Annotated in this window: 16 protein-coding genes; 10 read left to right on the plus strand and 6 right to left on the minus strand. The window is 70.1% G+C overall.

From position 1 onward, the window contains the following. Positions 1-193: 193 nt before the first annotated feature. Both raiA and VHU88_03245 read left to right on the plus strand, forming a co-directional pair. A complete protein-coding gene (gene raiA, locus VHU88_03240) occupies positions 194-799 on the plus strand; it encodes a ribosome-associated translation inhibitor RaiA (protein HEX3610678.1) in 606 nt (201 codons plus the stop codon). A gap of 103 nt (positions 800-902) precedes the next feature. Next, entirely contained in the window at positions 903-1,613 is a 711-nt protein-coding gene (locus tag VHU88_03245; GenBank protein ID HEX3610679.1) for a response regulator transcription factor, read from the plus strand. Between the two features lie 58 nt (positions 1,614-1,671). Here the strand turns inward: VHU88_03245 and VHU88_03250 are convergent, their stop codons facing one another. Beyond that, entirely contained in the window at positions 1,672-2,181 is a 510-nt protein-coding gene (locus VHU88_03250; protein ID HEX3610680.1) for a DUF2505 domain-containing protein, read from the minus strand. A gap of 306 nt (positions 2,182-2,487) precedes the next feature. Between VHU88_03250 and VHU88_03255 the strand changes: the two genes are divergently transcribed. Continuing rightward, entirely contained in the window at positions 2,488-3,687 is a 1,200-nt protein-coding gene (locus tag VHU88_03255) for a hypothetical protein (protein ID HEX3610681.1), read from the plus strand. Positions 3,688-3,767: 80 nt separating this feature from the next. Here the strand turns inward: VHU88_03255 and VHU88_03260 are convergent, their stop codons facing one another. From VHU88_03260 to VHU88_03270, 3 genes are all read right to left on the minus strand, one after another. Next, positions 3,768-4,946 (minus strand): crosslink repair DNA glycosylase YcaQ family protein, encoded by a 1,179-nt coding sequence (locus tag VHU88_03260; GenBank protein ID HEX3610682.1) that lies wholly within the window; start codon positions 4,944-4,946, stop codon positions 3,768-3,770. A gap of 21 nt (positions 4,947-4,967) precedes the next feature. Beyond that, positions 4,968-5,189 carry an HGxxPAAW family protein gene (locus VHU88_03265; GenBank protein HEX3610683.1) on the minus strand — a complete coding sequence of 74 codons (222 nt, stop codon included), beginning with the start codon at positions 5,187-5,189 and terminating at the stop codon, positions 4,968-4,970. A 90-nt stretch (positions 5,190-5,279) separates the two neighbouring features. Beyond that, on the minus strand, positions 5,280-5,822 hold the full coding sequence (locus VHU88_03270; GenBank protein HEX3610684.1) for a GNAT family N-acetyltransferase: 543 nt from the start codon (positions 5,820-5,822) through the stop codon (positions 5,280-5,282). A gap of 231 nt (positions 5,823-6,053) precedes the next feature. Here VHU88_03270 and secA point away from each other — a divergent pair, with 231 nt between their 5' ends. Both secA and VHU88_03280 read left to right on the plus strand, forming a co-directional pair. After that, entirely contained in the window at positions 6,054-8,846 is a 2,793-nt protein-coding gene (gene secA / locus VHU88_03275; protein HEX3610685.1) for a preprotein translocase subunit SecA, read from the plus strand. A 135-nt stretch (positions 8,847-8,981) separates the two neighbouring features. Next, positions 8,982-9,875: a pyridoxamine 5'-phosphate oxidase family protein gene (locus VHU88_03280; protein HEX3610686.1), complete on the plus strand. Its 894-nt coding sequence runs from the start codon at positions 8,982-8,984 to the stop codon at positions 9,873-9,875. A 34-nt stretch (positions 9,876-9,909) separates the two neighbouring features. Here the strand turns inward: VHU88_03280 and VHU88_03285 are convergent, their stop codons facing one another. Next, the gene (locus VHU88_03285) at positions 9,910-10,560 is read right to left on the minus strand and encodes an HAD family phosphatase (GenBank protein HEX3610687.1); all 651 of its coding nucleotides are present in this window, start codon (positions 10,558-10,560) and stop codon (positions 9,910-9,912) included. A gap of 86 nt (positions 10,561-10,646) precedes the next feature. Then, a complete protein-coding gene (locus tag VHU88_03290; GenBank protein HEX3610688.1) occupies positions 10,647-11,171 on the minus strand; it encodes an Rv3235 family protein in 525 nt (174 codons plus the stop codon). A gap of 105 nt (positions 11,172-11,276) precedes the next feature. On the opposite strand from VHU88_03290, the gene VHU88_03295 reads away from it, so the two are divergent. The 5 genes from VHU88_03295 (at position 11,277) to VHU88_03315 (ending at position 14,456) form a co-directional block, all read left to right on the plus strand. Next, positions 11,277-11,762, plus strand: coding sequence for a hypothetical protein (locus VHU88_03295; GenBank protein HEX3610689.1), 486 nt, complete (start codon positions 11,277-11,279; stop codon positions 11,760-11,762). Between the two features lie 176 nt (positions 11,763-11,938). Continuing rightward, positions 11,939-13,339, plus strand: a complete 1,401-nt coding sequence (locus VHU88_03300; GenBank protein ID HEX3610690.1) for an OFA family MFS transporter — start codon at positions 11,939-11,941, stop codon at positions 13,337-13,339. Then, complete coding sequence (locus VHU88_03305; GenBank protein HEX3610691.1) at positions 13,336-13,473, plus strand: hypothetical protein; 138 nt, start codon at positions 13,336-13,338, stop codon at positions 13,471-13,473. The genes VHU88_03300 and VHU88_03305 overlap by 4 nt, the downstream gene beginning before the upstream one ends. Positions 13,474-13,593: 120 nt before the next feature. Next, a complete protein-coding gene (locus VHU88_03310) occupies positions 13,594-14,016 on the plus strand; it encodes a hypothetical protein (protein HEX3610692.1) in 423 nt (140 codons plus the stop codon). 62 nt (positions 14,017-14,078) lie between these two features. Further along, a complete protein-coding gene (locus VHU88_03315; GenBank protein ID HEX3610693.1) occupies positions 14,079-14,456 on the plus strand; it encodes a hypothetical protein in 378 nt (125 codons plus the stop codon). Positions 14,457-14,512 lie beyond the last annotated feature (56 nt).

The following is a 14,512-nucleotide window of genomic DNA, read 5'->3' on the forward strand; positions in this document are numbered from 1 at the left end:
TGCCGAGGGTCCAGATGGCCTTCGTAACGGGAGAAGGGCAGTAGTGGCGCCCTGCGCTGCGAGCCCCTCAGCAGGCGGATGTGGGGACGAAGACCAGGTCGGCCGGGCAGGTGTCGCCTTTGTCGGGAGAGGAGCCGCCCCACAAATATGACGCACCGACAGATCCCATTCCCGCACTTCCAGGGAGGAACGCGTGGAGATCGTCGTCAAGGGCCGACGTACCGAGGTGTCCGACCGTTTCCGTCAGCACGCCATCGAGAAGCTCGCCAAGCTCGAGAAGTGGGACGGGAAGATCATCAGCCTCGACGTCGAAGTCTCGAAGGAACGCAATCCGAGACAGTCCGACGTGTGCGAACGGATCGAGATCACCTGCCGCACCCGCGGCCCGGTGATCCGGGCCGAAGCCGCGGCCGCCGATCCCTACGCCGCGCTCGACCTCGCGCACTCGAAGCTGGAGGTCCGGCTGAGAAAGTCCGCCGACCGCCGACGGGTCCACCACGGGGCGCGCACCCCGGTCTCCGTCGCCGCGGCGACAGCCTCACTGGGCACCTCGAACGGCTCGGCGCCGGTGGTCGAGGCCGTGTTGGACGAGCCGTTCGCCGATCCCGAGCACGACGGTCCGTTCATCGTCCGGGAGAAGAGCCACCAGGCCGATCCGATGAGCCTTGACCAGGCCCTCTACGAGATGGAACTGGTCGGTCACGACTTCTACCTGTTCGTCGACGCCGACGCGGGCCGCCCCTCGGTGGTCTATCGACGCCGCGGCTACGACTACGGGGTCATCCGCCTGATGACCTGATCGGGTCACTCCCGGGTCGCGGCCCGCCTGCGCTCGGGTCGCGATCCGAGTACGTCTTCGCTTTCCCCGGGCCAGATGAGCCGGTACGAGTTAGCTTGGTCGGGTGACCCAATCAGGCCATGAGGCCATTCCCCGCCAGCCGGGGCCGCCGAGCGAGCCGATCCGGGTCCTGGTCGCGGACGACCATGCGCTGTTCCGGCGTGGTCTGGAGATGGTGCTGGCGCAGGAGCCCGACCTGGTCCTGGTGGGCGAGGCCGGCGACGGCGCGGCGGCGGTCGAGGCGGCGCGTGAACTGGCCCCGGACGTGGTCCTGCTCGACATCCGCATGCCCCGGCTGTCCGGGATCGAGGCCGCCGCGGCGATCAAGAGCGCGGTGCCCGGCGTACGCATTGTGATGCTCACGATCAGCGACGACGAGGCCGACCTCTACGAGGCGATCAAGGCCGGCGCGACCGGGTACCTGCTCAAGGAGATCTCGGTCGACGAACTGGCCGGCGGCATCCGCGCCGTGCATGCGGGCCAATCGCTGATCAGCCCGTCGATGGCCTCCAAGCTGCTGACCGAGTTCGCCGCGATGGTCACCAAGCAGTCCGGCCGCGAACGCCTGCCGAGCCCCACGCTGACCGACCGCGAACTCGAGGTGCTGCGCCTGGTCGCCCGCGGCCGGAACAACCGGGAGATCGCCGCCGACTTGTTCATCAGTGAGAACACCGTCAAGAACCACATCCGCAACATCCTGGAGAAGCTCCAACTGCACTCCCGGATGGAGGCGGTCTTCTACGCGGTCCGCGAGAAGCTGCTCGACATCAGCTGACGCCCCGCGTATGAGAGAACAACGCTCCGATCATCGATGATCGGAGCGTTGTGGCCTACTAGCGCTTGTCGCCGCCCCCGCCCAGCCAGGCGCGGCCGATTTCCTCCTCCTTGGTGAGGAACTTGATCAGCATCTCGGCGATGAAGCCCTCGATCTTGCCGCCCACCAGCGGCACGTTGACCTTGATCTCCGCGTCGACCACGACGTCCGTCGAGTGCTGGTCGCCTGCCAGGTGCAGCGTCCCCTCGACCCCACCGGGCTGCCCGGTCAACCCCGCTTGGAGCCGACCGGTCTGCTCGTCGGCCTCCAGGTCGGACGGGTGCCAGGTCTGCGTCTCGACGATCCGGATCTTGTCCCCGGTCAGCCTCTGCAGCATGCCCGGCAACTGGACTGCCATCAGTCGGTGGACCGTAATGATCACCTCGCCGTCGGGGGCGACCACCACGGACGAGTCGGCCTGCTCCGGGTTGCCCGCCTTCGCGCGCTGGGCCTGGAAGTCCGGGTCGGTGAGCATCCGGAACACCGCAGGGGCGGGGGCGTCGTAGTTCATCTCGTGGTGGAACTTCATGCAGGGATTCTGCCGTGACGGGGACTCCGGACCCGAGACCTGGGTCTCATACGCAGACGGATTGAGCGTCTTTCGGCGAAAGTCACGATTAATTCTGATGTTTGCGGCATGTCGTGTGTCCAATGTGACAGTTGGGGCTAAATCATCTTCGTTACGTCTTGCTTCCGGCGCGCGCGCCCGGAATCCGGACACCCCACGAACACGACCGGGCGGCTCAGCCGGAGAACTCCGGCCCCTCTCGGGCAGCCGACGAAGGGATTGAAGATGCGCAGGATGTCCGTCCTAACGGGCGCGGTCGCAATCGTCATGACGGCAGGAGCGTTCCTCGCCCCCGCCGCCGGCGCCGCGACGCACACCGACACGCCGGACCCGGGCGGCGACCCGGGTGTGAGCGCTCCGGCCAAGCCGGCCCAGGCCAGCAAGCACTCCACCCAGCCGGCCGTTCGGCCGGACAGCGACAACGACGACTCCGGCGCCGCCGGCTCGCAGCCCGGCAAGGCCGAGCCCAAGCTCGGTGCGCACCAGACCCGCACCTCCCACCAACTCGGCGACGCCTCGGGCGAGCAGGCAGGCAGCACCGGTCGGACCGGCAAGGGCCTGGGCGACGAGGACTCCGAGTACAGCCAGCCGCAGTCCACCCACCCGCGGCACACCCGTCCGGTGAAGCCGGTGGGCGACTCCGCCGAGACCGGCACCCCGCGCGGCGATGCCAAGGGCGCGGACACCGGCGCGGCCGAGGGTGGCCATGCCACCAGCCACAACCCCGTAACCAGCCATAACCCCGTCACGAGCCACAACCCCGCAACCGGGGGCGCAGGTGCCGGCAAGTCCGCCGGTGTCGACGGCCAGGGCTCGACCCCGGGCATCACCAACGAGTCGCCCGACGGACCCGGCCCGGTCAAGCCGAGCCACTCGGTCAAGCCCGCCGCCGGCGAGCAGACCGACGACCCGTCGGTCGCGCCGAACTCGACGACCCGTCCGCACCGCCCGCTCATGCACCGCCCGCTCATGCACCGCCCGCTCATGCACCGCCCGTTCGGCCCCCGCATGCACCGCATGCACCGCATCCACCGGATCCCGGGCCTGCGCCACGGCTACTACCGTCCGGGTCGCCACCTCGGCGAGATGACCCCGGCCGACCCGACCACCCCGACCACTCCGGGTGGTACGACCGGGGCCCCGCGCGCGCACGGCACGACCGGCAACCCGAGCACCATGGGCGAGCACCCGACGACCGGCACCCCCGGCACGATGGGCGAGCACGCCACCGGCGAGCACGCGACGACCGGCACCCCCGGCACGCTGGACGAGCGGAGCACGCCGGGCGAGCCCGGCACCGCGATGGCTCCGCGCCGCACGCACCGTCTGCACACCCTGCGCCACCACGCGCGGCCGATGCACCGCACCGCCGACTCGGACAGCGCCGACTCGATCAAGGCCCAGAACATCGGTGAGGGCCCGGCTCCGACGACCTCGAACTCCTCGACCACCCCCGACCCGCGTTGATCTGACCAGCTTCACCGCTTTGGGGTGCCGGCCCGCCAGGGTCGGCACCCCGTCGTCGTTCCGAGGGACCTGACGGGGGATCAGATCGCGGCCAACGCGGCTGCCAACGACGCGGCGGACTCCGGCGGTTCGACGCGTGCCAGCCGGATCTCGTCGCACCCGACCCAGGCCGCCGCCTCGTGCAGCGCGACGGCCATCGGCGCCACGGCCCGGGGGGAGTTCAGGAACACCGCGGGCGGGGCCAGGACCCGGCCGTCCCGTCTCGGGTCGACCCGGCCGATCAGCCGCCCACCGGCCAGCAACGGCATCGCGAAGTACCCGTAGTCGCGCTTGGCGGCGGGCTTGTACGCCTCGAGTGCATGGGTGAACCCGAAGACCCGCCGGGTGCGCGCCCGGTCCCAGATCAACGAGTCGAACGGCGAGAGCAGGGTCGTGCGATGGCGGCCGCGGGTGTCCAACGCCGCCAGCGCCGCCGGGTCCGCCCAGGCCGGGTCGCGCCAGCCGGCGACGCTCACCGGAACCAGCCCGGACGCGGGCAGCGCCGCGGTGACGGCCTCGCGCGAGATACGCGGGTAGTCCGCCAGATCGGCGACGGTGGCCACGCCCAGGGCCGCCCCGCCCAGCGCCACCAGGCCACGGAAGCAGGCGGCGTCGTCGAGGGTGTCCGCGGCCCGTACCTCGGTTGCCAGGGCACGCTCCGGCAGGTCGTAGACCCGTCGCCAGCCCGCCCGGCGGGTGCACACGACCTCGCCGAGGTCGAGCATGAACTCGATCGCGATCTTGCGCGGACCCCACGACCACCACTCGCCGGCGGTCTTGGCGCCGCCTAGTTCCTTGGTGGTGATCGGCCCCTCCGCCGCCAGGACGGCCCGGACGTCGGCGAACACCGAGTCGGCCGGGCGGTCGTGCCAGCGCATGCCGCGCTCGGCGAAGTGTCGGCGCCGGAAGGCGTACAACGGCCAGTCCGCGGCGGGGATCACGCAGGCGGCGTGCGACCAGTACTCGACGGCGCCCCCGTCCCACAGGGCCGCCTCGACCGCGGGCCGACCGACCGGACCGAGCCGGGCGTACGGGACAAGCTGGTGCGAACGGGCCAGCACCGAGATCGTGTCCAGCTGGACGGCACCCAGCCGACGGTGCACCGAGCGCACCGCGGCGGCGCCGCGGCCGGCCCTGGGCGCGCCCAGGAAGCCTTGGGCGCGCAGCGTGATCCGGCGTGCCTCGTCGGCGGAAAGGGTGTCGCGCGTCGGCGTGGTCACCGGGCGGGGCTCAGGGAGCGGTCAGTGCTCCTCGGTGGTGAAGTCGGCCATCATGTCGCAGGCGAACCCGAGCGCGGCCCCGGCGGCCGTGATTCCGCACCCGACCCAGAAGATCCACCAGATCGGGGGGTTCATGCAGAGGCCCACGCCGCCGATGGTGAAACCGACGACGATGATGAAGACGGCCAACCAGGAGATCGGTCGGCCGTTCGCGCCGTGGCCGGTGAACTGCGCCTGGGCCATCACGCCGCTCCTACCGTTGCTTGCCGCGAAACCGATCAGTCACAGCAAACTCTACCGATCCGCCGATCGACCCCTGCACGTGGCCGGTCGTCACGGGGCCGGGTCGTCGGAGGAACGAAGGTGGTGCCCGGTGGGGCAGGTGTTCCCCGTGAGGTCCGGCGGACCGACAGCGAAGCCGCTGCGGCGGGCGAACGCGCACGCGACGGCGTCCCCGACCACATGGTCGAGCCGGATCCGTTCCAGGCCGAGAGCGCCGAAGCCCCAGCGCGTCAGCGTGGCCGCGGCGGCCGTTGCGATGCCCCGCCGGCGGGCGCCGGGGGCCACCCAGCCGACCAGCCGGGCCTCGTCCTCGACCAGCTCGCGCAGGTCGAACCCGCCGAGCAGTACCGCCGTGGTGGGCTCCTGCACAGCGAATGCCAGCTGCGCGCCCCGCTGCCACGCCTGCGCCCGGCCGCCGATCCACGCCCGGGCGCCCTCGAGGGTCGCGGCGGGCGGCCCGCCCGGCAGCCGACCCAGATCCGGGTCCCGGCAGGCCTCGAGCAGCTCGGCGGCGAGCCGTTCCTCCCACGGGCGCAGCTGGATCCGCCCGGCGGAGATCTCGACCGGTTCGGGCGGCAGGTCGCAGCTCGTCACGGGGCGGGACCCCGGCGCGCCGACGGCACGAAAGAACCCCCGGGCGCGCAACGCCCGGCTCGAACGTTGTCCCCATACGATGGCCAGTACGGCTGAACTGAGCTGTACCGAGGGCCTGCCCGAGGCACAGCCAGGAAGCCGAGCAATGGACACAGCGGCTCTCGCTGCGCTCGCTCACAGCCGCGCGCGATGCGCCGCATCGGTGCCGGAACAATCAGGGAGTTCGTCAGCGTGCCCAATCTCCTCGACAAGATGTTGCGCACCGGCGAGGGCAAGACGCTGCGCAAGCTGCACGGCATCGCCGACCAGGTAAACGCCCTCGAGGCCGACTTCGAGAAAATGTCGGACGCCGAACTGCGCGAGATGACCGACGAGTTCCGCAAGCGGCTGACCGAAGGCAAGGAAACCCTCGACGACATCCTGCCGGAGGCCTTCGCGACAGTCCGCGAGGCCGCCAAGCGGACACTCGGGCAGCGGCACTACGACGTCCAGATCATGGGTGGCGCGGCGCTGCACCTGGGCAACATCGCCGAGATGCGCACCGGTGAGGGCAAGACCCTGGTCGCGACCTGCCCGACCTACCTCAACGCGCTCACCGGCAATGGCGTCCACGTCATCACCGTCAACGACTACCTGGCCGAGTACCAGGCCGACCTGATGGGTCGGGTGCACCGGTTCCTCGGCCTGACCGTCGGCACGATCATCGCCCAGCAGCCGCCGGACGTCCGCCGCGCGCAGTACCACTGTGACGTCACCTACGGCACGAACAACGAGTTCGGCTTCGACTACCTGCGCGACAACATGGCGTGGTCGGAAGAGGAGATGGTCCAGCGCGGGCACCACTACGCGATCGTCGACGAGGTCGACTCGATCCTGATCGACGAGGCCCGGACCCCGCTGATCATCTCCGGCCCGGCGGACCAGGCCACGAAGTGGTACACCGAGTTCGCCCGCCTGGTGCTGATGCTGCGCGCCGGTGAGCCGGCCAAGGACTCGATCCGCGAGGGCAAGGTCGCCGAGACCAACGACTACTCCTTCGACGAGAAGAAGCGCACGGTCGCCGTCCACGAGCAGGGCATCAGCAAGGTCGAGGACTGGCTGGGCATCGACAACCTCTACGAGTCGGTGCACACCCCGCTCATCGGTTACCTGAACAACGCGATCCGGGCGAAGGAACTCTTCAAGCGCGACAAGGACTACATCGTCGTCGAGGGCGAAGTCCTGATCGTCGACGAGCACACCGGCCGCGTGCTGGCCGGCCGTCGGTACAACGAGGGCATGCACCAGGCCATCGAGGCCAAGGAGGGCGTGGAGATCAAGGACGAGAACCAGACTCTCGCCACGATCACCCTGCAGAACTTCTTCCGGCTCTACGAGAAGTTGTCCGGCATGACCGGTACCGCCATGACCGAGGCCGCCGAGTTCGACAAGATCTACAAGCTCGGCGTCGTCAACATGCCGACCAACAAGCCGATGATCCGCAAGGACCAGGCCGACCTCGTCTACAAGACCGAGGCCGCGAAGTACAACGCGGTCGTCGAGGACATCGCCAAGCGCCACGACCGGGGCCAGCCGATCCTGGTCGGCACCGTCTCGGTGGAGAAGTCCGAGCACCTGTCGTCGCTGTTGAAGAAGCGGGGCATCCGGCACGAGGTGCTGAACGCCAAGCAGCACGCGCGGGAGGCCGCGGTCGTCGCTCAGGCGGGGCGGCTCAACGCTGTCACCGTCGCCACCAACATGGCCGGTCGAGGCACCGACATCATGCTCGGCGGCAACGTGGAGTTCCTCGCGCACGCCGAACTCGAGGCCCGTGGGCTGAGCGCCGAGGAGAACCCCGAGGACTACGAGGCCGCGTGGCCGGCCGCGCTTTCCGCGGCCACCGAGGGCGCCATGGCCGAGCACGACGCGGTCGTGGGCGTCGGCGGGTTGTACGTGCTGGGCACGGAGCGCCACGAGTCCCGACGGATCGACAACCAGTTGCGTGGTCGGTCCGGCCGGCAGGGCGACCCGGGTGAGTCGCGGTTCTACCTGTCGCTCGGCGACGACCTGATGCGGCTGTTCAAGTCGCAGATGGTCGAGCAGGTGCTGACCCGGCTCAACGTGCCGGAGGACGTGCCGATCGAGTCGAAGATGGTCTCCCGGGCGATCCAGTCCGCGCAGTCGCAGGTCGAGCAGCAGAACTTCGAGATCCGCAAGAACGTCCTGAAGTACGACGAGGTCCTGAACAAGCAGCGCATGGTCATCTACGAGGAGCGCCGCCGGGTGCTGCACGGGGAGAACCTCCGCGACCAGGTCCTCAGCTTCCTCGAGGACACGTGCGACGCCTACATCACGGCCGAGACCGGCGACACCTTCGCCGAGGAGTGGGACCTCGACAAGCTCTGGGCCGCGTTCAAGCAGCTGTACCCGATCCAGCTGATGCCGTCCGAAGTGCTGGAGAAGGTCAACGGCGACAAGGCCAGCCTCGAGGACGAGGAACTGCGTGAGGCCATCAAGGACGACGCGTTCGACCGCTACGACGACCGCGAGTCGGCCCTCGGCGAGGAGGTCATGCGCGAGCTCGAGCGGCGGGTCGTGCTGTCGGTCCTCGACCGCAAGTGGCGCGAGCACCTCTACGAGATGGACTACCTCCGGGAGGGAATCGGCTTGCGGGCAATGGCGTCCCGCGACCCGCTCGTGGAGTACCAGCGGGAGGGCTTCGAGCTGTTCAGCGCGATGATGGAGGCGATCCGCGAGGAGTCGATCGGCTACATCTTCAACGTCGAGGTCCAGGTCGACGAGGACCAGCAGGTCGACGAGACCGACGACCAGCACGAGCACCCGGTGATCATGGCCCGCGGCCTGGAGGCCCCGGACCGGCCGACCGAGCTGCACTACAGCGCCCCGACCATCGACGGCGACCAGGCCGAGATCCACTTCGACGAGCACATCGACCTCGAATTCTCCGAGGACGATGACGGCGGCGGCTACGAGGCCCGGATGAGCCGGGCTGAACGCCGCGCGGCCCGCCGCGACCAGGGCTGACGACCACCCCCGGCCCCGCGTGCACCCCGACTTCTGCTGCCTGTCCCACCTATCGGCCCCGGCTGATACGTGGGACACGCAGCAGAAGTTGCTGTTCGGGGAAGGCTTTCGGGGACGGCGGTTGTTGCCGGCGGCATGACCGATCAGTTGGGTTTCCACGAGGGCGAGGTCGCGGTCCAGCGCCGGGCCGGGTTGCACAGTGCGGCGATGGAACTGGTCGGCATGCTCGCCCCGCCGGTCCCCAGTCCCGGCCGGGCCCGGTTCCTGGCCGAGCGGAACTTCGCGGTGCTCGCCGCCCGCGACAGTGCCGCCCGGTTGTGGACCGCTCCGCTGTCCGGACCGCCGGGTTTCCTCGACCTGCGTGGCGATCGCCTGGCCGTGTACACCTTGCCGGCCGGCCGCCCCGAACCCCTGCCCGCCGGGCAACGGGTCGGGATGATCGTGATCGACCTGGTGACCCGCCGCCGGCTGCGGGTCAACGGCCGGCTGATCCAGGTGGGTCCGGACTGGTTCGGGATCGTCGTCGACCAGGCGTTCGGCAACTGCCAGAAATACATCCAGGCTCGGGAGTTGCGGCTCGTGCCCACCGACACCGCGGCGGCGCCGCGGCCGTCCACCGCCGCCGAGATCGCCGAGTTCGCCCGGTCGACCGACACGTTCTTCCTCGGAACCAGTCATCCCGAACTCGGCCCGGACGCCTCGCACCGTGGCGGCCGGCCGGGATTCCTGCGGGTCGACGAAGCGGGCCTGTGGTGGCCGGACTACCGGGGCAACAACATGTTCAACAGCTTCGGGAACCTGGCCGTCGACGACTCGGCCGCGCTGCTGGTCCCGGATTTCGCGGCCGGTCGGATGCTGCAACTGAGCGGCACCGCGGTGCTGGAATGGGGCGAGCCGGGGGAGCCCGGCGACGACGGCGGGACCGGCCGGCGCGTGCGTCTGGAGGTCGCCGACGCGGTCGTCGGGGGACTGCCGGTCCGCGCGGAGGCGGTGGAGGCCTCCCCGGCCAACCCGTCGGTCCGGAACTGACGCTGACGTTACGGGAGGTTGGGGGGTGCGCCGGTCAGGCGGAGCGGGAGCCGGCCTCGCGCAGCTTGCCGAGGTCGGCGGCCGTCCAGCCGGTCAACGTGTCGACGACCGTGCGCCCCGGACCGGATTCCAACCCGAGGACGTGCCTCACCGCCAACGTCGGAACCCCGGCGGCCACGGCCGAGGTGACCCCACGCGGGGAGTCCTCGATCGCCACGCAGTCCTGCGGCCGGGCGCCCAGCATCCGCGCGGCCAACAGGTACGGCTCCGGGTGGGGTTTCGGCCGGTCGACCTCGTCGCCGGTCACCAGGGCGGAAAACGTGCCTGCCGGCAGGCCGTCGAGAACGGCCTCGGCGAACCGCCGCCACGACATCGTCACCAGCGCGCAGGGGATGCGCAGGGTGGCCAGTTCGGTCAGCAGTTCCTGCGCCCCGGGCCGCCACGGGATGTGCTCGCGGACGCGCGCCACGACCCCGTCGAGCAGGACCCGAACGATCTCCTGCGGCGGCAGCGGCACGCGGCCGTGCTCGGCGATGTAGGCCGCGGACTCCAACAGGTCGCCGCCGACCAACTGATGCGCGTGATCCTCCGACCACGACCCGCCGTAGGACTCCACGAGCGCGAACTCGCACTCGATCCAGTAGGGCTCGGTGTCGACCAGCGTCCCGTCCATGTCCCACAGCACCGCGGCGGGCAGTTTCGAACTCGACAGGGCAGGTCTCCAGACACTCGACGGACCCCCGGGACGCTACCGGTGCCGCCCACAGCAGCTCAGCCAAGTTCCAGCGCGGTGCACACCCAGCGCCCGCCGCGGCTCTCGAGCCGGAAGGCCAGGGCCCGGGCGTGGTCGGCCCAGTGGATGGCCGCGGCGACCTCGACCACCAGAGCTGAGGGCCGGCACAGATGCAGCCTGCCCAGCCGGGCGTTGTGCCCACCCGGCTCCTCGCGACCGCGCGCCGCGGCCAGCGCCGCCCGACGTTCGATCAACCCGTGCACCGGGCGCGTTGTCCAGGTCGCCAGTTGCGCGACCGGGCGGGCACCGCTCAGCGTCTCCAGCAAGGCCTGCGCGAAGGTCGCGGACCATCGCCGGGGGTCACGGTCCAGCGGCTCCGGCCGCGCCGACGGGAGCGCGGCGCAGCGGGGCAGGGGCAACATGGGGATCGCGTCGGGCAGGTCGAACGCCAGTTGCAGGGGCTGGTGCCGCCGCGGGGCCGGCAGCCAGTCGGGAGCTGTGTCGAAGGGCGGCTCGACGGAGGGGGCGGGCACCAGTCGAGGGCGGGCGGCGAAGGTCGGCATCCAGGCTCCTGAGTCTGCGGATCGCGATCATCGACATGGAGTCCGTGGGCCGGGCCGCTGATACGTTCTGGTCCGGTCGGTTTGCGGTGCGGCGACGGGGGCTGGATGCGGGTCTACGTGCCGCTCACGTTGGTGCTGCTGCGGGCGGCGGTGGCTGCGGGCGGCCTGTCCACCGCGACGGCCTTCGCGGTGACCCCGGCGCTGCGCGAGTGGTACGCCTCGGGCGACACCGAGGAGCTGGAGTTCGCCGCGATGACCGACGCCGCCGAGGCCTCCCTGCGCCTGTTGGCTACCGATCCGGACGCGCCGCGGCAGCGGGTGGTGATCGCCGCCGACGTCGTCGACGGGGTGGTCCGCCTCGACCCGGACCAGCACCCGGCGGCTCTGTCGGTACTCGAACCGATCCCGGTGGCCGACTTCGCCTCGGTCCACGTCGACGACCCCGGGGTCGCCGAGCAGATCCGGGACGCGGCCGCGTCGATCGCCGCCGCCGACGCCGGGGACGAGGACGCGGCCTTCGTTGTCTCCGGCATCGAGGACCACCAGCTCCAGTGGTACGGCGTCCAGGAATTACCCGCGCTGCTGGGGTAGAAGTGACCCATGGGTCGGCGCAAGCCGGCACCGGCATGGGGTCTTTCCGGCCAACACCCACCCGTCTGTCGCACGGAACCCCCCTTTCGGCGCACCGGACGTTTCGGCTGTTACATGCATCTCACACCGGGCCGTCGACGCCGTTAGTGTCCGGCCACCGTCGGAGGAGGTTCGCCATGAGCGTCGGGATCCTCGATCGTGAACGCAGCATCGCGCCGCCCGGTTGGAGCCGCTGGCTCATTCCGCCGGCAGCGCTCTCCATCCATCTGGCGATCGGCCAGGTCTATGCGTGGAGCGTGTTCAAGAAGCCGCTCCAGGCGACGCTGCTGCACGGGAGCCACAGCCCGGGGACGCTGAGCGCGCTGCCGTTCCAGGTGGCGATCGTGATGCTGGGGCTCTCGGCCGCGCTGTTCGGGCGACAGGTGGAGAGCCGGGGCCCCCGGTGGGCCATGGCGGTGTCCGCCGCGTTCTTCGTCGCCGGCCTGTCCATCACCTCGTTGGCCGTGGAGACCGACCAGTTCTGGCTGGTCGTGGTCGGGTACGGCTTCATCGGCGGAATCGGTCTGGGCATCGGCTACATCTCGCCGGTCTCGACCCTGATCAAGTGGTTCCCGGACCGGCCCGGGCTGGCCACCGGAATCGCGATCTGTGGGTTCGGTGGCGGCGCGCTGATCGCGTCACCGCTGAGCAACAACCTCCTGCAGCACTACCACGGGATCGCGCCCGCCGCGACCAAGGAAGGAATCGCGAAGACCTTCCTGGTGCTCGCGGTCTGCTACGCGGTGTTCATGACGATGGGCTGGGTGCTTGTCCGGGTCCCCGCCGACGACTGGCAGGCGCCCGCCGCCGCGGTGAAGCGGGTGGCGCCCAGCATGACGGACGTGTCCGCGGCCAACGCGATCAAGACCCCGCAGTTCTGGCTGCTCTGGGTGGTGCTGTGCTTCAACGTCACCGCGGGCATCGGGATCCTGGAGCGGGCCGCACCGATCTACCAGGACTTCTTCCCGCATGCCGCCTCGCCCAAGGCGCTGACCGCGGCTGCGGCCGGGTTCGTGGCGATCCTGTCGCTGTCCAACGCGATCGGTCGGATCCTGTGGTCGACCGCGTCGGACTACGTCGGCCGCAAGAACATGTACCGGTTCTACCTGGGCGGCGGTGCGTTGCTGTACCTGTTCGTGCTGACCGCGAAGGACAACAACAAGGCGCTGTTCCTGGTCGCCTGCATGCTGATCCTGTCCTTCTACGGGTCCGGGTTCTCCACCGTCCCGGCCTATCTGCGCGACCTGTTCGGTACCTACCAGGTCGGTGCGATCCATGGGCGCCTACTCACGGCCTGGTCGGTCGCCGGGGTCCTCGGGCCGCTGATCGTCAACCGGATCGCCGACGACCGGATCAACAGCGGCCACAAGGGCCCGTCCATCTACACCCCGGCTTTCGGGATGATGATCGGGCTGCTGGTGATCGCATTCCTCTGCAACGAACTGATCCGCCCGGTCAACCCGCGGTTCCACAGAACCTCGGACGCGGGCCAGATCGCGGAAGTCACTGTCCCGCCGGCGATCGGAACGCCCGCATGAGCCACGAATCCGCACCCCGACGGCCCGTCGACCCGCGGTTGCTGGTGCTGGTGACCTGGATCTGGGTCGGTGTGCCCTTCGGCTACGGCATCTACCAACTCGTGCAGAAGATCCATCCCCTGTTCTCGACCTGATCGCGGCGCCTGCGCATCCTCCGAACGACGGCCGGGAATGCCCGAAAGGACGAGCCCGGGCGATTTCGCCATACGTCCAACCTCTATATCCCGGGTCGACCGACATCGGGACACCGAGGTGTGGGGGACGACGTGGGCATCGAGGCCTGGACCGAGCAGGAGAAGGCGGAGCGGTTCGCGCGGCAGTTCGACGCGGCAACCGCCGAGGTCCTGGACGGGCGTCCCAACTGGGTGATCAGCGCCCGGGTCGCCGTCTCCTGTTACGTCGCCTTCATGGACGACGTCCAGGCCCTGGTCGCGGCCGCCGACGCGGAGAACCAGCCCGCCTGCCAGGAGATCCTGGCGCGGCTGGACAAGAGTCTGTCCGACGTCGCGCTGCTGGTCGCCGATCTCCCGGTGCCGGGCGCCGGATCCATTCGGGCCGGTGTCGATTCGATGGCCGAGGACTTCCGGGCAAACAGCTTCCCGGACCTGGGGCTGATGGTGGAGATCGCCAAGTGGCTCGACCAGGCCCGCTCGATCGCTGAGGTCTCGACCAACTAGGGGCTACCCCGACGGCGCAGCGTCGTTGCGCCCGTTTTGCACGGACCCGCACCGTTGGGGGCATGAAGCGTTCCTGCTCGCTCCTGCTCTGCGGTGCCGCCATGTTCGGTGCCGCCGTCCTCGCGACCGGCGCGGCCTCGTCCGCACCGGCTTCGGCCGTCGTGGCGTTCGACCCTGGGCCCGGTGGCTTCCACCCCGGTGGACCGGACCGGCCCGGGGATCGGGACGACGGCTTCCGGGACGATGGTTTCCGGGACCACGGCGGTCCGGACCACGGCTCCCGGGACCATGACTTCCGGGACCATGACTTCCGGGACCACGGCGGTCCGGACAACGCCCGCGGCATCGGGTCGGAGATGCGGCACGAGTGGAGCTCGCACTCCGGCGACGGTGTCGGGGACAACCGGGACGACCGGACGCCCCGTCCGCACGTCGCCTGAGTGATCGCTGCGCACGTTTCTCCCTTGCATGTCACCATGAACGTGGGCGCGATCTT

Source organism: Sporichthyaceae bacterium (assembly GCA_036269075.1).
Lineage (GTDB): Bacteria > Actinomycetota > Actinomycetes > Sporichthyales > Sporichthyaceae > DASQPJ01.